The sequence below is a fragment of the Nocardia sp. NPDC004415 genome (genome assembly GCF_053602435.1).
In genome coordinates this window covers 1-26,275 of record NZ_JBSGDP010000062.1, presented here as the reverse complement: position 1 = coordinate 26,275, position 26,275 = coordinate 1, and the positions used below count along the sequence as shown (strand labels likewise).

Annotated in this window: 25 protein-coding genes, 2 tRNA genes and 1 other RNA gene; 14 read left to right on the top strand and 14 right to left on the bottom strand. The window is 68.0% G+C overall.

The genetic code is table 11. The features are described from left to right. The first annotated feature begins 18 nt into the window (after nucleotides 1-18). Nucleotides 19-109 (top strand) — tRNA-Ser (locus tag ACWEMY_RS24020). Between the two features lie 46 nt (nucleotides 110-155). On the opposite strand, the gene ACWEMY_RS24015 is transcribed toward ACWEMY_RS24020, so the two are convergent. From ACWEMY_RS24015 to ACWEMY_RS24005, 3 genes are all read right to left on the bottom strand, one after another. Next, nucleotides 156-971, bottom strand: coding sequence for a WXG100 family type VII secretion target (locus tag ACWEMY_RS24015; protein WP_452391831.1), 816 nt, complete (start codon nucleotides 969-971; stop codon nucleotides 156-158). Further along, nucleotides 968-1,315: a type VII secretion target gene (locus tag ACWEMY_RS24010; RefSeq protein ID WP_452391830.1), complete on the bottom strand. Its 348-nt coding sequence runs from the start codon at nucleotides 1,313-1,315 to the stop codon at nucleotides 968-970. The genes ACWEMY_RS24015 and ACWEMY_RS24010 overlap by 4 nt, the downstream gene beginning before the upstream one ends. 110 nt (nucleotides 1,316-1,425) lie before the next feature. After that, nucleotides 1,426-2,331: a hypothetical protein gene (locus tag ACWEMY_RS24005; RefSeq protein ID WP_452391829.1), complete on the bottom strand. Its 906-nt coding sequence runs from the start codon at nucleotides 2,329-2,331 to the stop codon at nucleotides 1,426-1,428. A 142-nt stretch (nucleotides 2,332-2,473) separates the two neighbouring features. Between ACWEMY_RS24005 and ACWEMY_RS24000 the strand changes: the two genes are divergently transcribed. Then, nucleotides 2,474-2,722 carry a hypothetical protein gene (locus tag ACWEMY_RS24000; protein ID WP_452391828.1) on the top strand — a complete coding sequence of 83 codons (249 nt, stop codon included), beginning with the start codon at nucleotides 2,474-2,476 and terminating at the stop codon, nucleotides 2,720-2,722. Between the two features lie 120 nt (nucleotides 2,723-2,842). On the opposite strand, the gene ACWEMY_RS23995 is transcribed toward ACWEMY_RS24000, so the two are convergent. Continuing rightward, the gene (locus ACWEMY_RS23995; RefSeq protein WP_452391827.1) at nucleotides 2,843-5,131 is read right to left on the bottom strand and encodes an MMPL family transporter; all 2,289 of its coding nucleotides are present in this window, start codon (nucleotides 5,129-5,131) and stop codon (nucleotides 2,843-2,845) included. Nucleotides 5,132-5,288: 157 nt separating this feature from the next. Continuing rightward, nucleotides 5,289-7,583 carry an MMPL family transporter gene (locus ACWEMY_RS23990; protein ID WP_452391826.1) on the bottom strand — a complete coding sequence of 765 codons (2,295 nt, stop codon included), beginning with the start codon at nucleotides 7,581-7,583 and terminating at the stop codon, nucleotides 5,289-5,291. Nucleotides 7,584-7,717: 134 nt separating this feature from the next. Here ACWEMY_RS23990 and ACWEMY_RS23985 point away from each other — a divergent pair, with 134 nt between their 5' ends. The 5 genes from ACWEMY_RS23985 (at nucleotide 7,718) to tgt (ending at nucleotide 13,817) form a co-directional block, all read left to right on the top strand. After that, nucleotides 7,718-8,311 (top strand): TetR/AcrR family transcriptional regulator, encoded by a 594-nt coding sequence (locus ACWEMY_RS23985; RefSeq protein ID WP_375932669.1) that lies wholly within the window; start codon nucleotides 7,718-7,720, stop codon nucleotides 8,309-8,311. A gap of 10 nt (nucleotides 8,312-8,321) precedes the next feature. Further along, a complete protein-coding gene (locus ACWEMY_RS23980) occupies nucleotides 8,322-8,798 on the top strand; it encodes an RrF2 family transcriptional regulator (RefSeq protein WP_375932672.1) in 477 nt (158 codons plus the stop codon). A gap of 82 nt (nucleotides 8,799-8,880) precedes the next feature. Continuing rightward, nucleotides 8,881-10,614, top strand: a complete 1,734-nt coding sequence (locus ACWEMY_RS23975) for an ABC transporter ATP-binding protein (RefSeq protein ID WP_452391825.1) — start codon at nucleotides 8,881-8,883, stop codon at nucleotides 10,612-10,614. Further along, on the top strand, nucleotides 10,611-12,518 hold the full coding sequence (locus ACWEMY_RS23970; protein WP_452391824.1) for an ABC transporter ATP-binding protein: 1,908 nt from the start codon (nucleotides 10,611-10,613) through the stop codon (nucleotides 12,516-12,518). Before ACWEMY_RS23975 ends, ACWEMY_RS23970 begins: the two co-directional genes overlap by 4 nt. Nucleotides 12,519-12,563: 45 nt before the next feature. Further along, complete coding sequence (gene tgt, locus ACWEMY_RS23965) at nucleotides 12,564-13,817, top strand: tRNA guanosine(34) transglycosylase Tgt (RefSeq protein ID WP_452391823.1); 1,254 nt, start codon at nucleotides 12,564-12,566, stop codon at nucleotides 13,815-13,817. Nucleotides 13,818-13,851: 34 nt separating this feature from the next. On the opposite strand, the gene ACWEMY_RS23960 is transcribed toward tgt, so the two are convergent. After that, nucleotides 13,852-14,634, bottom strand: coding sequence for a queuosine precursor transporter (locus ACWEMY_RS23960; protein WP_375935615.1), 783 nt, complete (start codon nucleotides 14,632-14,634; stop codon nucleotides 13,852-13,854). Between the two features lie 53 nt (nucleotides 14,635-14,687). On the opposite strand from ACWEMY_RS23960, the gene ACWEMY_RS23955 reads away from it, so the two are divergent. Next, a complete protein-coding gene (locus ACWEMY_RS23955) occupies nucleotides 14,688-15,293 on the top strand; it encodes a DUF4190 domain-containing protein (protein ID WP_452391822.1) in 606 nt (201 codons plus the stop codon). 66 nt (nucleotides 15,294-15,359) lie between these two features. Here ACWEMY_RS23955 and ACWEMY_RS23950 read toward each other — a convergent pair whose 3' ends face one another. The 3 genes from ACWEMY_RS23950 to ACWEMY_RS23940 are packed head-to-tail and all read right to left on the bottom strand — an operon-like array spanning nucleotide 15,360 to nucleotide 17,509. Continuing rightward, nucleotides 15,360-16,061 carry an RDD family protein gene (locus tag ACWEMY_RS23950; RefSeq protein ID WP_452391821.1) on the bottom strand — a complete coding sequence of 234 codons (702 nt, stop codon included), beginning with the start codon at nucleotides 16,059-16,061 and terminating at the stop codon, nucleotides 15,360-15,362. 44 nt (nucleotides 16,062-16,105) lie between these two features. Continuing rightward, the gene (gluQRS, locus tag ACWEMY_RS23945) at nucleotides 16,106-17,014 is read right to left on the bottom strand and encodes a tRNA glutamyl-Q(34) synthetase GluQRS (RefSeq protein WP_452391820.1); all 909 of its coding nucleotides are present in this window, start codon (nucleotides 17,012-17,014) and stop codon (nucleotides 16,106-16,108) included. 9 nt (nucleotides 17,015-17,023) lie between these two features. Next, nucleotides 17,024-17,509 carry a DUF309 domain-containing protein gene (locus ACWEMY_RS23940; RefSeq protein WP_452391819.1) on the bottom strand — a complete coding sequence of 162 codons (486 nt, stop codon included), beginning with the start codon at nucleotides 17,507-17,509 and terminating at the stop codon, nucleotides 17,024-17,026. A 418-nt stretch (nucleotides 17,510-17,927) separates the two neighbouring features. Between ACWEMY_RS23940 and ACWEMY_RS23935 the strand changes: the two genes are divergently transcribed. Together ACWEMY_RS23935 and ACWEMY_RS23930 are read left to right on the top strand one after the other, a co-directional pair. Beyond that, nucleotides 17,928-18,137: a DUF397 domain-containing protein gene (locus ACWEMY_RS23935; protein ID WP_452391818.1), complete on the top strand. Its 210-nt coding sequence runs from the start codon at nucleotides 17,928-17,930 to the stop codon at nucleotides 18,135-18,137. Nucleotides 18,138-18,223: 86 nt separating this feature from the next. Continuing rightward, entirely contained in the window at nucleotides 18,224-19,651 is a 1,428-nt protein-coding gene (locus ACWEMY_RS23930; protein WP_452391817.1) for a wax ester/triacylglycerol synthase domain-containing protein, read from the top strand. On the opposite strand, the gene ACWEMY_RS23925 is transcribed toward ACWEMY_RS23930, so the two are convergent. Both ACWEMY_RS23925 and ACWEMY_RS23920 read right to left on the bottom strand, forming a co-directional pair. Then, complete coding sequence (locus ACWEMY_RS23925) at nucleotides 19,597-20,037, bottom strand: helix-turn-helix domain-containing protein (protein ID WP_452391816.1); 441 nt, start codon at nucleotides 20,035-20,037, stop codon at nucleotides 19,597-19,599. The genes ACWEMY_RS23930 and ACWEMY_RS23925 overlap by 55 nt on opposite strands. A 266-nt stretch (nucleotides 20,038-20,303) precedes the next feature. Then, complete coding sequence (locus ACWEMY_RS23920; protein WP_452391815.1) at nucleotides 20,304-20,948, bottom strand: helix-turn-helix transcriptional regulator; 645 nt, start codon at nucleotides 20,946-20,948, stop codon at nucleotides 20,304-20,306. 129 nt (nucleotides 20,949-21,077) lie between these two features. Here ACWEMY_RS23920 and ACWEMY_RS23915 point away from each other — a divergent pair, with 129 nt between their 5' ends. Then, on the top strand, nucleotides 21,078-21,209 hold the full coding sequence (locus ACWEMY_RS23915; protein WP_375932707.1) for a hypothetical protein: 132 nt from the start codon (nucleotides 21,078-21,080) through the stop codon (nucleotides 21,207-21,209). Between the two features lie 71 nt (nucleotides 21,210-21,280). After that, nucleotides 21,281-22,729: a threonine/serine ThrE exporter family protein gene (locus tag ACWEMY_RS23910; protein WP_452391814.1), complete on the top strand. Its 1,449-nt coding sequence runs from the start codon at nucleotides 21,281-21,283 to the stop codon at nucleotides 22,727-22,729. Here the strand turns inward: ACWEMY_RS23910 and ACWEMY_RS23905 are convergent. From ACWEMY_RS23905 to ACWEMY_RS23895, 3 genes are all read right to left on the bottom strand, one after another. Further along, nucleotides 22,726-23,145, bottom strand: coding sequence for a DUF5994 family protein (locus tag ACWEMY_RS23905; protein WP_375932713.1), 420 nt, complete (start codon nucleotides 23,143-23,145; stop codon nucleotides 22,726-22,728). The genes ACWEMY_RS23910 and ACWEMY_RS23905 overlap by 4 nt on opposite strands. A gap of 261 nt (nucleotides 23,146-23,406) precedes the next feature. Further along, nucleotides 23,407-23,494 (bottom strand) — tRNA-Ser (locus tag ACWEMY_RS23900). Nucleotides 23,495-23,561: 67 nt separating this feature from the next. Next, on the bottom strand, nucleotides 23,562-24,518 hold the full coding sequence (locus ACWEMY_RS23895; protein WP_452391813.1) for a hypothetical protein: 957 nt from the start codon (nucleotides 24,516-24,518) through the stop codon (nucleotides 23,562-23,564). Nucleotides 24,519-24,658: 140 nt separating this feature from the next. Here ACWEMY_RS23895 and ffs point away from each other — a divergent pair. Together ffs and ACWEMY_RS23885 are read left to right on the top strand one after the other, a co-directional pair. Beyond that, nucleotides 24,659-24,753: signal recognition particle sRNA small type (gene ffs, locus ACWEMY_RS23890), an RNA gene on the top strand. Nucleotides 24,754-24,899: 146 nt separating this feature from the next. Continuing rightward, a complete protein-coding gene (locus tag ACWEMY_RS23885; protein ID WP_452391812.1) occupies nucleotides 24,900-26,189 on the top strand; it encodes an aminotransferase class I/II-fold pyridoxal phosphate-dependent enzyme in 1,290 nt (429 codons plus the stop codon). Nucleotides 26,190-26,275 lie beyond the last annotated feature (86 nt).

The following is a 26,275-nucleotide window of genomic DNA, read 5'->3' as shown; positions in this document are numbered from 1 at the left end:
TCCGGTATCGTAGTCGGCGGTGGCGTGTCCGAGCGGCCTAAGGAGCACGCCTCGAAAGCGTGTGACGGGTAACCCCCGTCCGAGGGTTCAAATCCCTCCGCCACCGCCAGAAGACCCCTTCACCTGTTAGTCCAGGTGAGGGGGTCTTTTTCGTGCTATGCGGTGGCTTGAGGCGACGATGTCAGGGACGTGACGGTTCGGTACGCGCCGTCGATCAGATCGCGGATCGACGCGAGGTAGGTGGTGATGGATTTCAGGCTCTTCGACAGCTGGGTGAGGAGTTTCGCCACGATGGCGGTGTCCTTCGCGATCCGTGCCGTCGCCTGGGCGATGACCAGCGGGGTGGCGGTGCCGAGCGAGGCCAGTTCCTCGATCGCCCAGCTCACCAGGGCGCCCGCCAGGGAGCCGAGCAGGTCGCGGACCGCGGTGCGCACGCCGTTGACCAACTCGGCCGCGGCGGTGGTCAGTGTCGACAGAGCCTCCGCGCCCTTGCTCATGACCTGGGTGAGGGTCGTGAGGCTGGCGCCGAGCGTGCGGTAGGCGTCGCCCGCAGCGCCGGACCAGTCGGCGGTCTCGTTCTTGATCGAGGACGCCAGGTTCGTCGCCGACTGCGACAGGCTGGTGCCGACGTTCGTCCACGATTGCGCGTAGGACTTGATCAGGTCGGGATCGCCGGCCAGGGAGTTGAACGCCTCCCGCACCGGTTTGACGTGTTCGAGCATCCAGGTGACGAGCTGACCGGCCACGTAACCGATCGGGTCCATGCCCGCGGCCAGACCGTCGAGACCCACGGCGACCACGCCGAGCGCCTGCAGGCCCATGTCGTCCTTGTCGATGCCTTCGAGGACGGTGTTGATGCCCTCGAACAGGGTGATGCCCTTGTCCGCGTCGGCGCCCTCGGTGCCGACGATCAGGCCACCGAGCGCGCTGCCCTGGAGTTCGGTCTTCGAGGCGATGAGATCGTTGGTCACTTCTGGCCGCCCGAGATGCCGTCGAGGAAGTCGGTGATCTCGTCGCGCAAGGTGTCGATCGATTTGCCGAATCCGGCGTCCACCTGGTCGATCACACCGGCGGCGAAGCGTAATTTGTCGCCCGCGCTGTGCAGGGAGACGCCGAGCGCGGTGAGTGCCCCGGCCTCGACGCCCTGTAAGCCCTGGAGCATGAGGGCGACCGGCTGGCCGTAGACGCCGTAGCCGTCGGTGCTCATCGTCAGGTAGCGAGCGGCGTCCGCGGCCTTCTCGATCTCGTCTCCGTAGGCGTCGATCGCCGTCGCGTGTCGCCGCACCTCATCGGTGTCGATATCGAAAGTCGTCATCACCTGTTCCGTTCGCGCGCGTCGCCGGGCCTGCCGGCGGGGAAGTTCCCTTTCTCTGTATCTGACGCATGACCGACCGGTTCGGTTCCATCTGGTTGGGATTCAGGCGGCTACCGGCGGTGGTAGTGATGGATGCGTCTGCGCACGACTTCGGTCAGGACGGCCGCGTCCGCGGTGGGGATGGTGAAGGCGGGCAGGTTGGGGTTGGTAGTCGACAGCAGGATCGCGGTGGAGATCTTGTTGTTGTAGAGGGGTGTGCCGTCGGGGGCGATGAACCAGCGGTGCCGGGTGTACCCCGGGGGGAATGTCCAGAGGGTCACATCACGAATGTGGTCGAATGGCAGCTCGAGCAGGGTGACATCGTTCTCCACGCCGAAATAGAAGCCTTGCCAGTTTGATCTTGTCGGCCGCTCGGGTCGCATGGTCCACGAGCGAAGCGAAATCCTGTCGGCTGCGAGGTAGACCCGGACGAGGACCAGCAGACTCCTGTCGTCGTATCCGCCGTCGGCGTGGAGGTCGATTTCGTCGTCGGACTCGGCACGGTACAGGGCATCTGCTGGATGGACGGATATTCCGGCCTTTCCGGCGAGGAACAAGCTCACGCGGCGGACGACGAAGGCCAGGACCGCGAGGACCGGCAGAATGGGCCAGCCGCGGAATCCCAGGAAGCAGGCCAGCGCGGACTCGATGAGGAGAATCCATGCCTGCGCCCGGATTCCGTCCGATGCCCGATACCACGCGTCCATGGGCCACAGCCCGCGCCGTAGGCGCCGGAGGGCGAGAAGCGGGGGTATCACGACGGCAAGGACGTGGAGCGGAAGCACTGCGAACAGGATCGGTGTCGGCGCGCCCATCAGCCCGATCGCCAGGACACCCAGGGAAGAGGTCGCCGCCACCACGCTCGGCAGCACGACGAAAGCGAGGCGTAGTCTCCGGACGGCTTCCGGCCAGGTTCGTTGGAGAATGGCGTCGGTGAACTGGTCGCCGACCCACGGAGGCGCGGTCGGCAGAATCATGATCGGCTGTCCCCCACACGATCAAACTGCCGCACCGGATCGTGGTTGGCAAATCGGATCTGGTGCGATATCCACAGCGGGCCTGCACCGCTGTGGTGCGTAATAGACTGGTAGTACCGAAATCCGGGAAGGAACGATGATTATGCGCGGGCGACAGCCGCCACCCGCGAAGTCCGGGATCGGGCTCGGGGGGAAGCTCTTGGTTCTCGTCGTACTGGGCTGGGTGGCCGTCGGGCTGCTCGCGGCAGGTCAGCGGCACTATTTCGCCAAGCTGCCGCGCGAGTGCTCGGATTGGGCGACCATCGCGGTGACGGCCGCGGCCGGCCCGGCCAACTACATCGGCCTGAACCCGAAGGTCAGCGAGTGCGAGGTCCCGCAACCCAGCGAGTGACATGGGCGGCTGGCGCCGCGGGGTTTTCGGCCCCTTGGGCCTCACATCCGAGGGGCGATACTCCGGCTTCGCCGTTACGTCTCGCCCCTCGGATGCGAGGCGGCCGAAAACCCTTGGTGGTCAGGAATTGACGGGTACGGCCACCTTGTCGCGGTTCTGGATCTCGCGCAGTTTCGCGCCCTCGACATCGATGTCGGGGACGATCTTGTCCAGCCACTGGGGCATCCACCAGGCCCACTTGCCCAGCAGGACCAGCAGGGCCGGGATGAGGATCATCCGGACGACGAAGGCGTCCAGGGCCACGCCGGCAGCCAGGGCGAAGCCCATGGACTTGGCGGTGACATCGGTTTCCAGCAGGAACGAGCCGAACACCGAGATCATGATGATCGCGGCGGAGGTGACCACGCGGGCGCCGTGGTGGTAGCCCTTGATGACCGCGTCGGTCGGGTCGGCGCCGTGTACGTATTCCTCGCGCATGCGGGTCACCAGGAACACCTGGTAGTCCATGGCCAGGCCGAACACCAAGCCGATCAACATGATCGGCAGGAAGCTGACCAGCGGATGCGGATCGCTGATCAGGCCGAACTTGCCCTCCTGGAAGATCAGCACGGTCGCGCCGAAGGTGGCCGCCATCGACAGCAGGAAGCCGAGGGCGGCGGTGAGCGGTACCAGGATCGAGCGGAACACCAGGATCAGCAGGATGAACGCCGCGCCTGCCACGATCGCCATGTAGGGCACGATCTTGCTCAGCAGGACATGGTCAATGTCGGCGTAGATGGCGGTGGTGCCGGTGATGCCGTAGGACATCCGGTACTGCTCGTTGAGGTCGGACTCGGCGTCGCGGGCCGACTGCACCAGATCCTTGGTGGACTGGTCGTTGGGGCCGGAGCGGGGGATGCCGTTGATCAGCGCGCCCGCGCCGTCCTGGCTCATCTGCGGCTCGGTGACCAACTCCATGTCCGGGTAGGACGCGAGCTTCTCGCGCAGCGCGGTCAGTGCGGCGGCGCGCTGGTCGGCGGGGGTGTCGCTGAGGTCGACAGCGATCTGGAGCACGCCGTTGCTGCCCTCGCCGAAGCCCTCGGTGCGCAGGTCGTAGGCCTTGCGCACGGTGGTGGTCTTGGCCATGCTGTCCTCGCCGGGCAGGCCGAGGTTCAGGTTGAGCGCGGGCGCGGCGAGCAGGCCGAGTACCACGATGGCCAGCACCATGGTCACCGCGGGGAACTTGGCGATCAGCCGGGCGACGCGGGTGCCGTTGCTGACGACGTTGTCGTCCTCGGGATCGTGCTGGGCGACCAGCGGCAGCTTCGGCTTGAACAGCGCCTTGCCGAACGCGCCGAGCAGCGCGGGCATCAGGGTGATGGCGGTGAGCACGGCGAACGCGGCCGCGACCGCGCCACCCAGACCCATGAACGTCAGGAACCGGACCCCGACGATGCTCAGGCCCACCAGCGCGATGATCACGGTGAGCCCGGCGAACACGACCGCCGAACCCGCCGTGCCCAGCGCGGTACCCGCGGCTTCTTCGGCCGAGTCCTGCACGGCCAGTTCGTGTTTGTAGCGCGAGACGATGAACAGCGCGTAGTCGATCGAGAGCGCGATGCCGATCATCGAGGCGAGGAAGGTGGTGAAGCTGGGCACCGACAGCACCGAGGTGGACAGGAAGATCAGCGAGGTCGCCGCGCCCAGGCCGACGATGGCGGTGATGATCGGCACGAACGCCGCGACGATTGCGCCGAAGGCCACCACCATCACCACCAGGGCCACGGCCATACCGATCATCTCGGACTTGCCCGAGGGCATCTCCTGCTCCATCGCGATGGTGCCGCTGATCTCGACGGTGAGCCCGGCCTGGCGGGCGGCGTCACCGGCGGCGTAGGCGGCGTCGCGGTCCTCGGCGGTGATGTCGGCGAAATCGGTGATGGTGAACGGGACGCTGAAGTAGGCGACCGTCTCCGGCGCGGTCTTGTTCAGCACGTTCAGCGGCGCGGCGCTACAGGTCGAGGGGTCGGGTTGCGCGGTGAGACAGCCCATTTCCTCGGTGGCGGTGATCGGGTCGACGATCGGTTCGCTGTGGTCGACGATGCCGAGCTGCTCTAGCCTGCCGATCAGCGCGGCCACCTGTTCGCGGTTGGCCGGGTCGGTGAGCTTCTGCCCGGCGGGCGCGCCGATGACATACGTGCCGGTCACCGCGTCGAAGGCGAAGGCCTCGGACATACCGGGGAAGTGCTGGTCGAGGATTTCGGTGGCCCGTTCCGAGGGGAGGTTGGGCATGCTGAAGTCGTCGGTCATCGGTTTCTGCAGCTGGGCGCCGAGGCCGCCGAGTACCAGAAAACAGATCAACCAGACGGGCAGCACGATCCACTTGCGGCGAAAGGCCAGCTTGCCCCACCGGTACAGATAGACGGACACGGTTTTCTCCTCGCGATGAGCGGATCTGGAGATACAGCCGGGTCGAGCTAAGTCCTGAGTCTGCTGCCCAGCCACCGTGAGATCAAGGACCCTGGCGCGGAAACGACGCGACCCCCGCACTCGGGGGAGTGCGGGGGTCGCGAACTTCACGCGGGGATCAGCTGACCGTCACCGGCTGCTTCACCGTCTCTGCGTTCTGGTTGCGCAGCTGCTCGAGCTTGGCGCCCTCGACGTCGATGTCGGGCAGGATGCGGTCGAGCCACTTCGGGATCCACCAGGACCACTTGCCCATGATCACCAGCAGCGCGGGCACGATCACCATGCGGACGACGAACGCGTCGATGGCGACACCGGCGGCCAGCGCGAAACCGAAGGACTTCGCGGTGACATCGGTTTCCAGGATGAAGGAACCGAACACCGAGATCATGATGATCGCGGCCGAGGTCACCACGCGGGCACCGTGGTGGTAGCCCGAGACCATCGCGTCCTTGGGCGACTTGCCGTGCACGAACTCCTCGCGCATGCGGGTCACCAGGAACACCTGGTAGTCCATCGCCAGACCGAACACCAAGCCGATCAGCATGATCGGCATGAAGCTGACCAGCGGTTGCGGGTCCTCGATCAGGCCGAAGGTGCCCTCCTGGAAGATCAGCACCGTCGCGCCGAAGGTGGCCGCCATGGAGAGCAGGAAGCCGAGCGCGGCGGTGAGCGGCACCAGGATCGAGCGGAACACCAGGATCAGCAGGATGAACGCGGCACCGGCCACGATCGCCAGGTACGGCAGGATCTTGCTCAGCAGCACGTGGTCGACATCGGCGTAGATGGCGGTGGTGCCGGTGATGCCGTACTCCATGCCGTACTTCTCGTGCAGGTCGGCTTCGGCGCCACGGGCCTCGGCCACCAGATCCTTGGTGTCCTGGTTGTTCGGGCCCTGCTTGGGCACGCCGTTGAGCATGGCGCCCTGCTTGGACTCGTTGAACTGCGGCGCGGTGACGTAGTCCATCTGCTCGTAGGAGGCGAGCTTGTCGCGCAGCGCGTTGACCGCTTCCTCGCGCTGGGCCTCGGGCACCGCGGTGAGATCCGCGACGACCATCAGCACGCCGTTGCTGCCCTCGCCGAAGCCCTCGGTGCGCAGGTCGTAGGCCTTACGCACGGTGGAGGTCTTGGGCAGGCTGTCCTCGCCGGGCAGGCCGAGGTTCAGGTTGGCCGCGGGCGCGGCCAGCGCGCCGAGCGCGAGCACCGACAGGATCAGCGCGACCCACGGGGCCTTGCCGATCAGGCGGGCGAAACGCTGGCCGTTGGTGACCGAGTTCTCGTCCTCGGGATCGTGCTGGGCGACCAGCGGCAGCTTCGGCCGGAACAGGTACTTGCCGAAGGCGCCCATCAGCGCGGGCATCAGGGTGATGGCGGTGAGCACGGCGAAGCCCGCCGCGATGGCGCCACCCAGACCCATGAAGGTCAGGAACTGCACGCCGACGATGCCCAGCGCGCCGAGCGCGATGATGACGGTGAGACCGGCGAACACCACGGCCGAGCCGGCGGTGCCCAGCGCAGTACCCGCGGCTTCTTCGGCCGAGTCACGCACGGCCAGTTCGTGCTTGTAGCGCGAGACGATGAACAGCGCGTAGTCGATCGACAGCGCGATACCGATCATCGAGGCCAGGAAGGTGGTGAAGCCGGGCACCTGCATGACCGAGGTGCCGAGCATGATCAGCGAGGTCGCCGCGCCGAGGCCGACGATGGCGGTGACGATCGGGACGACCGCCGCGACGAGGGCACCGAAGGCGACCACCATCACGACCAGGGCCACGCCCATGCCGATCATCTCGGACTTGCCGCTGGGCTGTTCCTGGGTCATCGCGACCGAGCCGCTGACCTCGACGGTCAGGCCGGCGTGCCGGGCGTCGGCGCCGACCTCGTAGGCGGCGTCGCGGTTGGCCTCGGTGACATCGGTGACGGTGTCGATCGCGAAGGGCACGTTCAGGATCGCGACCGTGTTCGGCGCGGTGTCACTCAGCACGTTGAGCGGGGCGCCCGAACACTGCGACGGGTCGGGCGCGGCCAGGCAGCCCATCTTCTCGGCGACCTCGACCGGGCTCATCAGCGGCTTGCTGTGGTCGACGATGTCGAGCTCGGTGAGCTTGGCGATGAAGGCGTCGATCGCGGCGCGGTTGGCCGGGTCGGTGAGCTTCTGGCCCTCCGGCGCGCCGATGACGTAGGTACCGGCGACGGCGTCGAGCGCGAACTGCTCGGACATCCCGGGGAAGTGCTTGTCGAGGATCTCGTTGGCGCGCGCCGAGGGGAGCTCGGGCATGCTGAAGTCATTGCTCATCGGCTTGCTGAGCGCGGCACCCGCGCCGCCCAGCAGCAGGAACAGCAGCAACCAGACCGGCAACACGATCCATTTACGGCGGAAAGCGAACTTTCCCCATCTGTACAGGTATACGGACACGTGCCCCGCCTCCACATCGTCGTTTGTCTTTGCCTACCGTGCGGTAGGTAGACTACCGATCAGTTAAGTGGAGAGGCAACCTCGATTTATTGGGGGTGGCCGCGGGTCACACCGAATGATGGGAGGATTGGCGCATGACTGCCCGAGACGCCGTCGACACCGTTTCCGCAGGTGGCGGCACCAAGCAGGCGATCCGCGACGCCGCGGTCCAGCTTTTCGCCGCCAAAGGTTTCGAGCAGACCAGTTTGCGCGAGGTCGCCGATGTGGTGGGAATCACCAAGGCCTCGCTCTACTACCACTACGCCTCGAAGCTGGACCTGCTGCTGGCGATCATCGACCCGATCATCGACCACATGCGCGACATCGTCACCGACATCGACGCCGTGCCCTACGACAACGAGGGCATCCGCGCGGTACTGCGCACCTACTTACGCGGGATGATCCGCCATCGCGACGCGGGCGCGCTGTGCGTGCGCGACACCGCCGCCATCGTCAACGCAATCGCCGATCGCTACCCCGACCTGATGGAACCCACCCGTGAGCTGCGGATGTGGCTGGCCGGGCCGGAGCCGACACAGGAGTCGAAACTGCGTGCCTCCGCCGCGATCGAGGTGCTCGGGGTGGCGCTGCTGTCGAGCGAGCTGGCCCCCGGCGCCAGCGACGAGATGGTCGAGAAGACCCTCCTGGACGCGGCCACCTGCGTCCTGACCGCGTGCGGCACCGCGTAAGTTCGAGCACGTGCATATCACCGCCAGGGTCGATTTCGCGGTGCGAACGCTACTCGAGCTCGCCGCGGCCGACGGAGTCGTCAAAGCCGAGGCCATCGCGGCCGCCGCGCAGATCCCGCCCAAGGTGCTCGAATCGGTGCTGGCCGAGTTGCGTCGCGCCGAACTCGTGCTGAGCAGGCGTGGGCCCGACGGCGGCTACCGGCTCGGCAGGCCCGCCACCGAGATCTCGGTGGCCGACGTGATCCGCGCGGTGGAGTCGCCACTGGCATCGGTGCGCGGGCAGCGTCCCGAGGACGTGCGCTACCCCGGCGCGGCCGAACCCTTGCAGCGGGTGTGGATCGCGCTGCGCGTCAATATCCGCGCGGTGCTGGAGAACGTGTCGATCGCCGACATCGCCGCCGACGATTTGCCGGGGTTCGTCGCCGAGCTGGTCGCCGACCCCGGCGCCTGGGTCCGGCGCGAGCCGCGCACCCCCGCCGGCGCCTGATTCATCGCCTGTTCGAGCTTGTCCATAGCGAAGGTAAAAGTCGGGGGCGTGCGCGAACGGCACGCGGTAGCCTGCGTCCATCATGTTGATCTCCCTGCTGCGGACCTACCTGGCCCCGTACCGCGCCCAGCTGGCCGGGGTCCTCGTACTCCAGCTGATCTCGGTCATCGCGATGCTCTACCTGCCCAGCCTCAACGCCGACCTCATCGACAACGGCGTCACCCAGGGCGATATCGGCTACATCTGGACCACCGGCCTGTGGATGCTGGCGGTGAGCTGCGTGCAGATCGTGGCCTCGGCGGCGTCGGTGTACTTCGGCGCGCAGGCGGCGATGGGCGCGGGCCGGGACATGCGCGGCGGGGTGCTGCACCGGGTGGAGACGTTCTCCGCGCGCGAGGTCGGCATGTTCGGCGCGCCCTCGCTGATCACCCGCTCCACCAATGACATCCAGCAGGTCCAGCTGCTGATCGTCATGTCGGTGACCATTCTGGTGATGGCCCCGATCATGTGTGTCGGCGGCATCATCATGGCGCTGCGCGAGGACCTCGGGCTGTCCTGGCTGCTGCTCATCGCGGTGCCCGCGCTGGCTCTGGCGATGGGCACCATCGTGGCCAGGATGGTGCCCGGATTTCGGCAGATGCAGGAGCGCATCGACGGGGTGAACCGGGTGCTGCGCGAGCAGATCACCGGTATCCGGGTGGTGCGCGCGTTCGTGCGCGAGCGGCAGGAGATCTGGCGTTTCGGCACCGCCAACCGTTCGCTCACCGACGCCTCGCTGCGCGTGGGCAAGCTGATGGCGCTGATGTTCCCGACCGTGATGTTGATCAGCAATCTGACCGCCGTCGCGGTGATCTGGTTCGGCGGACACCACGTCGACAACGGCACCATGCAGATCGGCTCGCTCACCGCGATGCTGTCCTACATCATGCAGATCCTGATGGCCGTCATGATGGCCTCGTTCCTGGCGATGATGGCCCCGCGCGCGGCGGTCTCGGCCGACCGGATCGGCGGGGTGCTCGACACCGAGTCCTCGGTGCGACCGCCGCGACAGCCGCAGCCCTTCGCCGGTGACCCGGCCACCGTCGACCTGCGCTTCGCCGAATTCGCCTTCCCCGGCGCGGAGAAGCCGGTGCTGCGCGCCATGCGATTCACCGTCGAACCGGGCACGACCACCGCGATCGTGGGGTCCACCGGATCGGGCAAGACGACCTTGCTCAATCTGATCCCGCGACTCATCGATGTCACCGACGGCGCGGTCTACGTGGGCGGCACCGACGTGCGCCACGCCGACCTGGAGGCGTTGCGCGCCGAGATCGGCCTGGTGCCGCAGCGGGCCTATCTGTTCTCCGGCACCATCGCCACCAACCTGCGCTACGGCAAGCCCGAGGCCACCGACGCGGAACTGTGGGCCGCGCTCGAGGTCGCCCAGGCGGCCGATTTCGTGCGCGAGATGCCGCAGGGCCTCGACACCCCCGTCGCCCAGGGCGGCACCACGGTCTCCGGCGGGCAGCGGCAGCGGCTGTGTATCGCCCGCGCGCTGGTGCGCAAACCGCGCATCTACCTGTTCGACGACTCGTTCTCCGCGCTCGACGTGGCCACCGACGCCCGGCTGCGCGCGGCGCTGAAGCCCGAGACCGCCGACGCCTCGGTGATCATCGTGGCCCAGCGCATCCAGACCATTCGCGACGCCGACCAGATCGTCGTCCTGGAGGACGGCGCCATGGCGGGCATCGGCACCCATGACCAATTGATGCAGCGATGTCCGGAATACCGCGAGATCGTCGAGTCCCAGCTCAGCGCGGAGGAGGCTCGATGAGGCCCGGCGGACCCGTTCCCGGCGCACCGGGGACCAAGGCCAAATCGTTCGGCCCGTCGCTGAAGCGGCTGCTGCGCAGGCTCGCCCCCGAACGGGTGTACGTGGGCACGATCCTCGCCCTGGTGATCACCTCGGTGGTGCTCAACACGCTGGGCCCGTATCTGCTCGGCAAAGCCACCAACCTGGTCTTCGACGGCTTCGTCGGCAAGCAGCTCGAACCGGGGCTCACCAAGGACCAGACCGTCGAGATGCTGCGTCAGCGGGGGGAGAACACCCGCGCCGACATGCTCTCGGCGATGGACGTGATCCCCGGTACCGGCATCGACTTCGACGCGGTGCGCCGGGTGCTGCTGCTGGTGCTCGTCCTCTATATCGCCGCCGCGCTGTTCGGCTGGTTGCAGGGCTACCTGCTCAATATCGTCATCAACCGCACGGTCAAGCGTCTGCGCGACGAGGTGGAGAACAAGCTGCACCGGCTGCCGCTGCGCTACTTCGACACCGCCCCGCGCGGTGACGTGCTCAGCCGCGTCACCAACGATGTCGACAATGTCTCGCAGAGCCTGCAGCAGACCATGAGCCAGCTGCTGAACTCGCTGTTCACCGTGGTCGGCATCCTGATCATGATGTTCTGGATCTCGCCGCTGCTGGCGCTGATCGCGCTGCTCACCGTGCCCGCGGCGATCGTGGTCACCGCGCAGATCGCCAAGCGGTCCAAGCCGCACTTCGTCGACCAGTGGAAATACACCGGCGAGGTGAACGCCTCGGTGGAGGAGGCCTACACCGGCCACGAGATCATCACCGCGTTCGGCCGCGGCCGCGAGGTGGGCGCCGAGTTCGACAAGCGCAACCGCAAGCTCTACGACGCCAGCTTCAAGGCGCAGTTCATCTCCGGCCTGATCATGCCCGCGATCATGTTCCTCGGGAACGTGAACTTCGTGTTCATCGCGCTGGTCGGCGGGCTGCGGGTGGCCACCGGCAATCTGTCGCTGGGCGAGGTGCAGGCCTTCATCCAGTACTCGCGCCAGTTCAGTCAGCCGCTCACCCAGATCGGCGCGATGGCCAACCTGCTGCAATCCGGTGTGGCCTCGGCCGAGCGCATCTTCGAGATCCTCGACGCCGAGGAACAGAGCCCGGACCCGCTGGTGGAGAACCCGCGCCCGGTGGATCGCGGGCGGGTGGAGTTCGAGGCGGTGTCGTTCGGGTACGAGCCGGACACGCCGATCATCGAGCGGCTCTCGCTGGTCGCCGAGCCCGGGCACGTGATCGCCATCGTCGGGCCGACCGGCGCGGGCAAGACCACGCTGGTGAACCTGCTGATGCGCTTCTACGAACTCGACGCGGGCACCATCACCATCGACGACGTCGACATCACCACCATCACCCGCGACCACCTGCGCTCACGCATCGGCATGGTGCTGCAGGACACCTGGCTGTTCAAGGGCACCATCCGCGAGAACATCGCCTACGGCAACCCGGACGCCACCGAGGACGACTTCCTCGCCGCGGCCCGCGCCGCCTACGTCGACCGGTTCGTGCACGTGCTGCCCAACGGCTACGACACCGTCATCGACGAGGAGGGCGGCGGGGTGAGCGCCGGTGAGAAGCAGCTCATCACCATCGCCCGCGCCTTCCTGGCCAAACCGTCGATCCTGGTCCTGGACGAGGCCACCAGCTCGGTCGACACCCGCACCGAGTCGCTGGTCCAGCACGCCACCGCGGCCCTGCGCCGCGACCGCACCAGTTTCGTCATCGCGCACCGGCTCTCGACCATCCGCGACGCGGACCTGATCGTGGTGATGGACAAGGGCCGCATCGTCGAGCAGGGCACCCACGAGCGCCTGCTCGAGGACCGCGGCGCGTACTACAACCTCTACAACGCCCAGTTCGCGGCGGCCGAACTGTAGGGACCGGGGCTCGGCCCGCCCATCGTCGGCTGGCACGATGGGCGGGTGGCTGATACCAGCGAGTTCGCGTTCAAGGTCGGTGCCCGGCTCGATGGTGGGCGGCACGGCCGGACCGGGGTGATCAGTACCCCGCACGGCGAGATCGCCACGCCCGCCTTCATTCCGGTCGGGACCAAGGCGTCGGTGAAGGCGGTGCTGCCGGAGACGATGAAGGACCTCGGCGCGCAGGCGCTGCTGGCCAACGCCTATCACCTGTATCTGCAACCGGGCTCCGACATCGTGGACGCGGCCGGCGGGCTGGGCCGGTTCATGAACTGGGCGGGGCCGACGTTCACCGACAGCGGCGGGTTCCAGGTGATGTCGCTGGGGGTGGGGTTCAAGAAGGTACTGGCGATGGAGGCCGTCGACATCCGCTCCGATCAGGTGATCGCGGCGGGCAAGGAGCGCCTGGCCACCGTCGACGACGACGGCGTCACCTTCCGCTCACACCTGGACGGCTCCAGGCACCGCTTCACCCCCGAGGTGTCGATGGGCATCCAGCACGAGCTCGGCGCCGACATCATGTTCGCCTTCGACGAGCTCACCACGCTGATGAACACCCGTGGCTACCAGGAGAAATCGCTCCAGCGCACCCACGAATGGGCCCAGCGCTGCATCGACGAACACGAACGGCTCACCCTCGCCCGCGCCCATCGCCCCTACCAGGCGCTGTTCGCGGTGATCCAGGGCGCGCAGTACGAGGACCTGCGGCGCAAGGCCTGTCGCGACCTGGAGACGATCCGCGGCGCGCAGGGCACCGAATTCGACGGCTACGGCATCGGCGGCGCGCTCGAGAAGCACAATCTGGGCACCATCGTGGGCTGGTGCTGCGACGAGCTGCCCGAGGCCAAGCCCCGGCACATGCTCGGCATCAGCGAACCCGAGGACATGTTCACCGCCGTCGAGAACGGCGCCGACACCTTCGACTGCGTGAACCCCTCGCGGGTGGCGCGCAACGCGGCCATCTACGTCGACGAGGGCCGGTTCAACATCAACACCAGCCGCTTCCGCCGCGATTTCACCCCCATCGACGAGAACTGCGACTGCTATACCTGCGCGCACTACACCCGCGCCTACCTGCACCATCTGTTCAAGGCCAAGGAGATGCTCTCGGCCACGCTGTGCACGATCCACAACGAGCGCTTCACCGTCCGCCTCGTCGACCGCATCCGGGAGAGCATCGACGGCGGCTACTTCGACGAGTTCAAGGCGGAGTTCCTCGGCCGCTGGCAGGGCCGGATCAAGGCGCCGGGGCTGTAGCGGCGGAGCCCACCCCGCTCCGCCGCCGGCAGCGTCAGTCGTGCAGCGCGTCGACCGGGGCGGGACCGTAGCCCGGTTCGGCCTTCTTGAGGAACGCGATGACGCGGTAGGTGATGGGCATGACCAGCACCTCGACCAGCGTCTTCCAGACGAAGCCCACGATCACGTAGTTCACGAACGTCTGCCAGGAGTCGATGCCGATGGCGGTCGCGGCGATGGAGCAGAAGATCAGGGTGTCGGCGAACTCGCCGATCACGGTGGAGCCGATCAGCCGGGCCCACAGATGCTTCTCCTTGGTGCGTTCCTTGATCAGCACCAGGGTGGCCGAGTTGAGCAGCTGACCCACGAAGTACCCGGCCAGGCCGGCCAGCACCAGCTGCGGGGTGGTGCCGAGGACGGTGCGCAGCGCCTCCTGGTTCTCGTAGAACCCAGCGGGCGGCAGCTGGATGGTCACCCAGAAGCACGCGACGGTCAGCAGCAGCGCGCCGAAACCGGTGTAGATGGCGTGGCGGGTGGCGCGGAAGCCGTAGACCTCGCTGAGCACATCGCCGAGGATGTAGGCCAGCGGGAACAGGAAGAAGGCGCCGTCGGTGACCAGCGGCAGGATCTGCACCGGGCCGAGGCTCACCGAGAGATCGGTGAACAGTTCCACGCCCTTGGTGGCGCAGATGTTGGAGATGATCAGCGTCGCGGTGAAGAACGCGACGATCACCGGATAGAACCCCCGCGCGGCCTGGGCGAATGCCGCGTGTTCCGGCGCGGGGCGCCCAGATCCGGCGGGTTTGTCGAGCGAGTTTGCATCAGTCACGGGGTCTATCCAACCAAGGTCGCGGTACGCCATGGCCGCAGGTTGTGGAATACGCTGTAGCAATGACGAATCCCGGCGATTCCGACGAGTGGTGGAAGCAGTACGGCGGCTCCGGCGTGTCGCCGGAGTCCGGCGCGCCGGGTTCGGTGCCGCAGTACCCGACCGCGCAGCCGTCGCAGCCTCCGCAGTCCCCGAGCTACCCGTCGGCGCCGCAGTACCCGCAGCAGCCGCCGCCCTCGCTGTCCAAGCAGCCCGACTACCAGCAGCCCGCGCCGCCGCCCTCGCAGCCGCAGTACCCGAACTATCAGCAGCCCTCGGGCCCGCAGTATCCCCAGCAGCCGCAGCAGCCTGCTTACGGCGGCTACCCGGGGCCGGGCTATCAGCCCTACGGCGCCTACCCGCCGCCGCAGGGCACCAACGGCCTGGCCATCGGCGCGCTGGTCTCCTCGCTGATCGGTTTCTGCAGCTGTGGTCTGGGCTCGATCGTGGGCATCATCCTTGGTGTGATGGCGCTCAACCAGATCAAGGAACGCGGGGGTGAGGGCAAGGGGATGGCGCAGGCCGGTATCTGGATCGGCGCGCTCGCCATCGTCGGCTGGGTGCTGTACCTGGTCTTCGTGGTCGTCCTCGGGCTCGCGGGCGGATTCGACACGAGCTCGACGTACTGATCGCCGAACGCAACAGGGGCGCTTCCGGAATCCGGAAGCGCCCCTGTCGTTCGTGCGAGAGCGGTATCAGCCCTTGACGACCTGCGTGCCGCCGGCCAGCTTGTCGTGCCAGCCCTGCTTGTTCGGGTCCTGGTTGATGGTGACGGCGATGTAGATCGCCAGACCGAAGCTCACCAGACCACCGATGCAGTAGATGATCTGCGGGATCAGGAACGCGTTGCGCTTGATCGACTGCTCGGGGGTCAGGTTCGGCGCGCCGCCGGGGGCGACCACGCGCAGGCCGAGCAGCTTCTTGCCGACGGTCGCGCCCTGGGTCACCTCGAGGGCGACGTTGTAGCCCACCAGTGCGACCGCCGAGATGACCGACATGATGATGCTCGTGGCGAAGCCGGTGGGCAGCAGGAACTGCACGATGGCCAGCGGGATGCCGACGATCAGGCCGTCGATGAAGCGGGCGCCGAAGCGGGTGCCCAGGTCGGCGGCCGCGACGCCGCCGAAGCCCTGCGCGCCGTACTGCTGCCCGTAGGCGGGCTGCTGGCCGTAGGGGTCCTGACCGTAGGCGGGCTGCTGCTGGCCGTACGGGTCGGCCGCGCCGTAGGCGGGCTGCTGGCCGTACGCCGGGGGCTGCTGCCCGTAACCGGGCTGCTGGCCGTAACCCGGCTGCTGCTGCCCGTAACCCGGCTGCTGCTGGCCGTAGGGATCCTGGCCGTAGCCGCCGGGCTGACCGCCCTGCGGGTACTGGTTGGGGTCGTAACCACCGCTGGTCATAAATTCAGTCCTCGTCATGATCTGTAGATCGGTCGATGCGTACGTTACGGACATCGGTCAGGTCGGAACAACCCGTCGGGCTCGAGTATCCATGGTTTTGCCGGGATGCGGGTGGCGTCGAAAACTTCGCGGAGCTCGGCCGTCGTGCGTGCGGTGTAGCCGAGTGAGGCGGCGATCGCGGCGACCACGTCCTGCGGCGTGTTGCCCTCGGCGCGTTGGTCCGAAAGCGTCACGGCGCCGTCGCGTTTGGCCAGCCGCCTGCCCTCGGCGTTGAGGACCAGCGGCACGTGCGCGTAGGTCGGTGCCGCGAGGCCGAGCAGCTCGGCCAGATAGCCCTGGCGGGGGGTGGAGGGCAGCAGGTCGTCGCCGCGGACCACCTGGTCGACGCCCTGCGCCGCGTCGTCGACCACCACGGTCAGGTTGTAAGCGGGAACACCGTCGCCGCGGCGCAACACCAAATCGTCGACGGCGCCGCGGTATCGGCCGTGCAGCAGATCGGTGATCTCGTACTCGGCCACCTCGGCGCGCAATCTGATTGCGGCGGGCCGACCTTCGGCGCGGCGCCGGGCGCGCTCGGCTTCGGTGAGCTCGCGGCAGGTGCCGGGATAGGCGCCCATCGGGCCGTGCGGGGCGGTGGCCGCCTGCTGGATTTCGCGCCGGGTACAGAAGCATTCATAGGTGCGGCCCGCCGCGGTGAGTTCGGCGACAGCCGCCGCGTAGTGGGGCAGCCGCTCGGACTGCCGTACGACCAGGCCGTCCCAGTCGATCCCGATGGTGGCCAGGTCGGCGAGCTGCTGGTCGGCGGCGCCGGGTCGGACACGGTCCAGATCGTCGATACGGAGCAGGAATTCGCGATCGGTGGTGCGGGCGAACAGCCAGGCCAGGATCGCGGTGCGCAGATTGCCCAGATGCAGCTCTCCCGAGGGACTGGGAGCGTAGCGGCCTGCGGGCATCGCCCCAGTCTAGGTGGGCTCGCGGCACAGGCGCGGGCGCAGCCGGTCCTCGGGAACGGGGGTACCGGCGTCGAGCGCGGCGAGCAGGGTGTGCGCGTGCGCGATGAGCCCGGCGCGGTCCACCGCGTGCTGCTGGGCATTCGCCGGATAGGCGTCGAGGCGCTCGCTCGCGCGGCGCAGGAGAGTACCCGCGCCCTTGGTGTTGCCGCGCTGGATGTGGGTGATCCCGACGGCGTATTGCGCCAGACCCTGCCAGAGCATCCGCTCGGCTACCGGCCCGTTCTTCCAGGCGGCCTCCAATACCTCGTGCGCGTTGAATGCCAATCCGTCGTCCAGCAGTTGCTGAGCGAAGGCCAGAGTTTGCTGGGGTGGCAGCTCGAGATCGTCGGGAATTCGGGCGACGCCCGCGCTGCCGGGCGGCAGTGGCCGTCCGAGTCGGTCCCTGGGGCGGTCGTTGCGGGCACGACCTGCGGCGTCGCGGTCTCGGGAGATCATTCCCCCATGATCCACGCCCGGCGCCGATGGTGCTCGTGAGGCGGCTGAGACAGTGCGGAATTTGACGTATCACGGACTAATCACATGGAACTAAATCCGGATGTGTCAACGGGTTCGGGAATGGGTAAGGAGGGCTGGCAATGCCCCCGCAAACGCGAAGCTTCGCAAGGTTGGCAAACAGATATGAGAAAGCAAATTCTCATCCGCAAACTTGCGGAAGACCTGCTAGTGTCTCTTCCGCGGGGGCAGCCCCCGGAGGCGGAAACGCCTCGATGCGCTGGTTCGTGCCGATCTGTTGCGCGCACCGTGTGGCAGTGCTGTGTCTGCCACGAAGTAACTCATCGGTCACGCCGTAAATCGGAATGTTCGACGATTCCAGGAGTAATCCCGTTCTCGATGAAGCAAAGGAGCATGTGCCGTGGAAGTTGATGTGACGGACGCTGTGTGGCGGAAGAGCACCTACAGCGGGCCCGATGGGAACTGCGTGGAGGTGGCCTTTCTCGCCGGCGGCGAAGTCGCGGTCCGCGACACCAAGGATCGTGGCCGTGGTCCCGTGCTGGCCTTCGGACAGGGAGACTGGCGTACGTTTCTAGCCGATGTCACCGCGGGAGAGTTCGCCCGCCGCTGAACCGCGCGGTGCGCAACGAGTCGGCAGTACGGGCCCCGGGTCGGTAGGACTCGGGGCCTCCTCAGGGGTGGCCTATCGTTGCTCGGATGACCAGGATGGCCCCGCGCGACGCGACGATGTTCTGGCTGTCGCGACGCAGTGCCAACGATGTGTTCCTGCTCTACGCGTTCGCCGAAACCGCAACGGCCACCGGTGAACTCCGCGCTTTCGTCGCCGCGCGTTCCGCGCGCATTCCGGATCTGCGGATCCGGGTACAGGAGATTCCGGGCGATCTCGACTATCCGCGCTGGGCGCCCGCCGAATTCACGTCCCAGCAATTCGTGGCCCATCCGTCCGACGGTCTGGCATGGCATACCGTGCTGGACCGGATCGGCGAACTTCTGGGTACCGGCCTCACCGCGACCGAGCGTCCCTGGCGCCTGCATGTCTTTCGCGGGGTGCGTGACGCGCCCCGCTCATCCGGGCCCGCGCTCGTCGTGGTGCTCCAGGTCTCGCACGCCCTGGCCGACGGCACCCGTGCCGCCGGTCTGGCCCGCGCGCTGTTCGGGTCCTCCGAAGTTATCCACAGCGATTCCGGGAAGCCTGTGGATAACCGGGGGATGAGCGTGGTATCACCAGCGAAAACCCTTGCACAGGCTGTGGATTCCTGTGGACAGATCTGGGGATGGACCGCTCACGGACTGCCCGCGAGTGTGCTTGGCGCACTGCGTTTTCCCCGGCAGGTGTTCGAGACGGTCCGGCGTGGACGCGCCGCCTACCGTGCGGAACGTGAACTGGCCGATCGGACGGCCGCGGGTGAAGTGCCCGCGGCCGCAACCGGCTTCGCGCCCTGCCTGCTCAATCCCGCCGCCCCGGTCGCCGCCGACGCGCACCGCGTCCGGTTGCTCGTCGCCGATTCCGATACCCTGCGCCTGCCCGGGTACACCGTCACTCTCGTTGCGCTGACCGCGATTTCGGTCGCGCTGCCCGCCTACCTGGCCGAACGCGGTGAAGTTCCGGCCCGCCTCGGCACCGCGCTGCCCATGGCGGTCCCCGCCGACGGCCCCGCGCGCAACAACTACCGCGGCTTGTCCATCGACCTGCACATCGACGAACCGGACCTGCGCGCCCGCGCCGCCCTCATCGCGAACGAACTCGCCACCCGCCGCGAGCGAGCGCTGAATCCGCTGCTGGCCGTGCGGAATCGGGTGGGGGAGACGGTGCCATCGATCTTCGCCGTCCGCGATGTCGCCACCGCCGATCTCGACAGCGTGCCATCCGAACTCGACGGCAACACCGTGGTCTCCAGCGTCAACCGCGGTGCCGCCGATCTCGCCTTCGCGGGCGCCCCGGTGCTGTTCACCGGTGGTTTTCCCGCACTGGGCGCGGTCATGCACCTGACCCACGGCGTGCACGGCATCGGTGAAACTGTCACGCTGTCAGTGCATTCCGACGCCGCGGCGGTGCCCGATCCGGACCGCTACCTGGCCTTGCTGACCGAATCCCTGACCACCGTGGTCGCCGCGCTGCGCTGACGCCGCCTGCCCGCCCTGGCCAGTTCGATGCCGATGGTCTGCAGGGCCGAATGCAGCGCCGCCGCCGGATCGGTGCCCGCCGCCTCGCCCTCGATCAGGCCGTCGACCCGGAACGGGCAGGAGTAACCGGACTCGTCCGGGTGCGGATGACCGATCTCGATGAGCGGTTCCGCGCGGGCGGGGGACTGGGCGTGGATGCGTTCGTACCACGCGATGACGGCGGGTGAGGCTGCGCGCGTTCCGGTTTCGTAGTGGCCGAGGGCGGCCCGGCTGTAGGGCACCCGGGTGGCCAGCGCGGTCAGCGAGAGACCGGCCTGTTCGCGTAGCGCGCGCAGCCGCGCTCCGGTCGCGCTGTGGTCTTCCCCCTGGACGCCCCGACTGGACATGGACCCATCGTAGAGAACTGTAGACATTTGTAGACGCTTTTTGCTGTCCAAAAGGTCTTGACGGCGACCATACTTCTGTTCGGCGGCTTCGACAGCACCATACCGCGCCACCCGTGCAAGTACTGACTCGTTCGGAGGGGACAGATGGAAATCTACGCGTGGATCTTGTTGGGACTGCTCGTGTTCGGGGCACTGACCCGCTACCTACTACTGCTGCCGCCGGTCGATACCGGGCGGCCCAGCGTCTACGACATCGCGCTGCGGATTCAGGCCGAGCGCGCGGTGCCCGGCCACGACTCGACGGTGCCGTCGGTGCGCACCAGCTCCGAGAGGAGTTTCTCGGCGTCGGATTTCTCCCTGGCCAGGGCGCTCCAGCCGCGCACGAGCCCGTCGACCCCGGCCTTCGTGGTCCACGAGCCGACGGCGTGAGCGCCTTGGGGATGCAGCGAGTAGTAGATGACACCGATCGGGAAGGCGATGTCCATCCCGCGCATCCAGCCGGTGAGCGCGTCACCGTCCCAGACCCGCATCTCGCCGCGCACCTGGGCGACGGGATCGTCGGGCGCCGCCGGGGATTCGGCGTCGGAGTCGAGCAGCAGGTGGTCGCCTTCGTGCCGGATGGTCACCGGCGCTATCTCGACTTCTTCGCCGGCGTCGGCCGGTTTCTGCCAGGCGGCCCACCACCGCCCCGCCAGGTCGACGCGGTTGTCGACGATCCCGGCCAGCTCGGCCAGCGAGATCTGCAACGCCTCGGCCAGCCGGATGGCGACCGGCAGCGTCGGCGACTGCTCCTCGGACTCGTACCGGGTGATCTGCCGCGAGCTCACCCCGATCGCGGAGGCGAGCGCGGGCTGCGACAGCCCGAGCAACCGCCGCCGCTCCTGGATCACCTTCCCCGTCCCGGTGTTCATACAGACATCGCCTCCATCGCCGGCCCCTACCGTCACACCCTGCACGACCCATCCGCACCAGACCCGCCGGTATCGCGCGCCGCGGCCCGTGCCCGCGAAGACCACTGGCGCGCCGCACATGCCGACTGCGTGGCCGATTCTCCCATTTCTTCGCTGCGCCAGGCCCGTTTCGTGCTGACTCAGCACGACGGATGCGGACCGCGGTGTCTACAGCACCTCGCCGCGACGGCCTACAGCACCGGCCTGATCGAGGACATCTGAGTGCGCACCGACACGTTGACGAAGTCGTTGCGAGACGGTGAACACAGTCGGGGCGCTACTACCGTCGAGGTATGAGCGCGGACCCACAGCCCGATGGCGAGGGCGACACGATCATCGAAACCCCAGGTCGACGTCGCCTGTGGCCGTTTCGCCGACCGTTCATCCTGCCGTCGCAACGTGCCACGGCCGACAATATCGTCGCCGCGCCCACCCCGCTCAAGCCGATCGATCTCACCGACGACGCCGAGGTGTCGCAGGTGCTCGATCTGGCCGTGCGGGTGGGCGAGGTGGTGCTGGCCGCTGGTACCAGCGTCGGGGACACCTCGGCACAGGTGCGCTTCATCGCCTCGACCTATGGTCTGGACAAATGCGACATCGACGTCACCTTCGACGCGATCCGTATCTGGGCCGACCGCGGCCTGAGCCTGCCACCCGCCAGCGATATGCGGGTGGTGAAGTACCGCTCGCTCGACTTCACCCGGCTGGCGGCGGTGGACCGGTTGACCCGCCGGATCCGCAGCCAGGTCGTCCCGGTCGACCAGGCGCACGCGGCGCTCGACGAGATCGTCTCGCTGCGCCACCCCTATCCGCGCTGGGTGTCCACCGCGGGCTGGTCGCTGCTGGCGGCCGCCATCGCGGTGCTGCTCGGTGGCGGGGTGGTGCTGGCGGTGATCAGTTTCGCGACCACCGCGCTGATCGATGTGGTGAACCGGTCCCTGCACCAGCTCGGTCTGCCGATCTTCTTCCAGCACGTCGTCGGCGGAATCCTCGCGGCCGCACCGGCGATCGCGCTGGCGGCGGTCAGCGACGACTGGCGCGCCGAGGCGGCGCTGATCGTCGCGGCGGGGATCACGGTGCTGCTCAGTGGGTTACAGCTCGTCGGTTCGGTGCAGGACGCCATCACCGGCGCGCCGATCACCGCTGCGGCACGCATGCTCGAACTGGTGATGATGACCGGTGGCATCGTCGCGGGTATCGGCCTGGCCCTGCGGGTTTCGGTGCTGCTCGGTATCCCGGTGCCGGAGATCGCGGCGAGCGCGGGACGCGACACCGGATATCTGGCGGTCACCCTCCTGGCCGGCGCGGTGGCGGCGATCGCCTTCGCGCTGGCCTGCTACGCCGAGCGGCGGGCGCTGCTGGCCGCCGGGCTCAGCGGTGGCGCGGGCACCATGGCCTACCTGCTCGCCCAGGACATCGGCTTCGGCCCGGTGATCTCCTCGGGCATCGCCGCCACCCTGATCGGTATGGCCGGTGGTCTGATGGCGCGGCGCGCGCTCACCCCGCCGCTGGTCGTCGCGGTCGCGGGCATCACCCCGCTGCTGCCCGGTCTGAAGGTGTACCGCGGGCTCTACGCCCTGCTCGAGGACGAGACCCTGCTCGGTTTCAGTCAGCTGCTCGGCGCGTTCGGCGTGGGCTGTGCCCTGGCCTCGGGTGTCGTGCTCGGTGAGTGGTTCGACCGTCTGCTCAGCCGCCGCGGCGCGCCCCGCGACTTCGACCCGACCTACACCAGCGACCGTTAGAGCTGGGCCAGCGGGCGCGGCCCGTCGGCGGCGGTGTCGGCCGGAGCCGGGTCCTGCACGCGGGGCTTGCCCGCCGCCCAGCGCATCTGGCTGCGCGCGGCGGGCGCCTCGGTGGAGGCGGGAACCACGAGCAGCGCCAGGGCGGCGCCGTTGCTGCCGACCAGGTGCATGATGCGCGAGCCGGGCTCGGTCTCGCTCCCGGATTCGCCGGTGTTCCAGTCGAATCCGAGGCGGGCCAGCTTGCCGATGCGCGGGCCGACCGCGTGCACCAGCTGGTGCAGTTCGGTCATCGGCTGGTCGGTTCGCGGCCACCAGGCGCCGTCGATCGGCCCGGTGGTGCTCTGGTGGTCACGCAGCATCAACCGGATCGGCCCGGTCGCGCCGCGGCCGATGCTCGTTTCAGGTGCTGTATTCACTGACAAGGTTCTTTCTGAGTTCTGGGCGGTCGACGACGAACGAGACGTCGACCGGCGCACGCCGTCCGCTGCGGACGGGCGCGATGGATGGGTACCCACTTCACTGTGTCGGCACGCACACTTCTGCCGAAGGGGCGACAGGGCGAAGGGGTGTGGTGGGGGTCTCCCGCACTGTCGGGCCCACTCTACGGGTGCGCACCGACAGATCCACCGATTAAAACGAGCAGGGCCCCGACCGGCGAACCGATCAGGGCCCTGCTGTGGCGGAGGATAGGGGATTTGAACCCCTGAGGGCGTTAACCCAACCCGCGTTCCAGGCGAGCGCCATAGGCCACTAGGCGAATCCTCCGTGGAGCAGCATAGCGGGTGGCAGGGGGCCGATGCCAAACCGGCCCCCGCTTGCCCGCTCCGACCTGCTACTTCTTCAGCGCCGCGAGGACCTTGCGGACCTGCGCTTCGGCCGCGGCGGCCAGGGTGGACTTGTCCACGCTGCGCATGCTCTCCACCTCGATCTCGACCTTGACCGAGATATTGCTGTCGTGCGCGGCCACCACGTAGGTGTAGTCGTCGGGGATGGAGCTGTAGGTCTGCTCCTCGTAGGCGTAGTACGCCTCCGAACCCAAGCCGCTGACCGCGCCGTTCTCGTAGCCCTTGCCGGTGGTCCTGGTGTCGGAACTCTTCCAGCGCGAGTAGTCGGACTCGGTCTCGCTCTCGGTCTTGAACTCCACCTGCAGGTTCAGGTTGGCGCCGTTGGCGTCGCGACCGGAGCTCTTGTTCTGCGCCGAGCAGTTGTAGGAGCCGCCGCCGATGTACTCGTAGGGGGCGTGTTCGGTGTGCGTGGTGGTCTGGCGGGTGCTCGACCACTGGTCCAGCACGGTCAGGTCGACCAGGTCGCAGGCGTTCTTGCCCTCGATGAACTCGTAGTCGCCCGCCCACTTCGACGAATCCGGCCCGAACGCGTCCTCGGCCTTGTTCGCGGCGAAGACCACCAGGCCGATCACCAGCACGCCGACCAGCAGCACCGAGCCGCCCACGATCCACCACACGGTGCTGTTGCCCGACGAGGGCGGGCGCGGCGGCGGCGCGCCCCACTGCTGTTGCGGAGCCTGGTAGGGCGCGACGAACTGCGGTTGCGGCTGCGGCGCGCTGGCATACGGGTTGACCGGCGGGGCGTAGGCGCCGTGGTCGCCGGTGCCGCCCGGGTACGGCTGCGGGGGCGGGGTGTAGCCGCCGTGATCACCGATGCCGCCGCGCAGCACGGTCGGGTCCGCCTGCCCGGGGTTCGGCGCGTCGGCGCGCGGCTGCTCCCACCACTGCACGGTCGGATCGGACGGTGGTTTGTCTCCGCTCGGCGGCGGATTCTGGCCGGTCACTCGCGAACCCCTCCTGAGTTGGTCGGGGAACTCCCCCCTTTGCCCATGTCGCGCCGATCGTAACCAGTTCGCACCTTCTCCAGCGACCTGTCGTCCGACCCCGCCGATCGCGAGCCGCGCCGGATACCGCTACACTGGCCGACGGATCCCGCGCGGCGCGCATCCTGTGAACTCCCCCAGGGCCGGAAGGCAGCAAGGGTCAACGGGCTCTGCCGGGTGCGCGGGGTCCCCTCAATTTTCGAGGGGCTCGGCCTGATCGAAGCGCCTACGCACCTTCGCAGCGTGCGAGCCCGATCCCGCCCCGGATACCCCAGCGATTCCGGGCAACCCCCGGGTAACGTTGCGGGTACCCCACCTTGCTGCTTCGAAAGGCTGCCCAGGATGCCCCGGCAAACGCAGATCGGTTTGATGAGCCACGCGGAACTCGTGTCCGAGCACGAGTCCCAGACCGCGAATTACGCGACGCTCCAGACCGAGAAGCTCACGCTGGATCTCACCCGAGGTAAGCCCTCGCCGGAACAACTCGACCTATCGTCGTCGCTGCTCGCCCTCCCCGGTGACGGCGACTTCCGCGACGGCTCGGGTACCGACTGCCGCAACTACGGCGGCCTCACCGGCCTGCCCGAACTGCGCGCCATCTTCGGTGAGCTGCTCGGCATCCCGGTCGAGCAGCTGCTGGCGGGCAACAACGCCAGCCTCGAGATCATGCACGACGTCATCGCGTTCTCGATGCTCTACGGCACGCCGGACTCGCCGCGCCGCTGGGCTGCCGAGGAGACGGTCAAGTGGCTGTGTCCGGCCCCCGGCTACGACCGGCACTTCGCCATCACCCAGGCGCTCGGCATCGAGATGATCACCGTGCCGATGAACAACGACGGCCCCGACACCCACGCCATCGCCGCGCTGGTGGCCGACGACCCGCGGATCAAGGGCCTGTGGGCGGTGCCGAACTACTCCAACCCCACCGGCGTCACCTACTCCGAAGAGGTTGTCCGCGAACTGGTCTCGATGCAGGCCGCCGCGCCGGACTTCCGCCTGTTCTGGGACAACGCCTACGCGGTGCACCCGCTCACCGACACCGCCGACCCGGTCATCGACGTGCTCGGCCTGGCCGCCGCCGCGGGCAACCCGAACCGCCCGCTGGTCTTCGCCTCCACCTCCAAGATCACCTTCGCCGGTGCGGGCGTGAGCTTCTTCGGTGCCTCGAAGGTCAATATCGATTGGTACCTGTCGCACGCGTCGAAGAAGAGCATCGGCCCCGACAAGCTCAACCAGCTGCGTCACCTGCGGTTCTTCACCGACGCCGAGGGCGTGCGCGAGCACATGCAGAAGCATCGCGCGCTGCTCGAGCCCAAGTTCGCGCTGGTGCGCCGCATCCTCGAGGACCGGCTCGGCGCGTCCAAGGTGGCCTCGTGGACCGAGCCCAAGGGCGGCTACTTCATCAGCCTCGACGTGCTCGAGGGCACGGCGGCGCGGGTGATCGCGCTGGCGAAGGAGGCGGGCATCGCGCTCACCGCCGCGGGCTCGGCCTTCCCGTACGGCAAGGACCCCGAGGACAAGAACATCCGCATCGCCCCCAGCTTCCCGCAGCTCCCCGAGCTGGAGAAGGCGATGGACGGCCTGGCCACCTGCGTTCTCTTGGCCGCCACAGAAAAGTTGCTCGAGCTGTAATTTTGGAGCGCTGGCGCGCTCGAGGTCGCGGCCCCTAGGGGCCGTCGGTCAGGCACCGTTGCTTGCTCCTTCGTCGCCTACGCAAC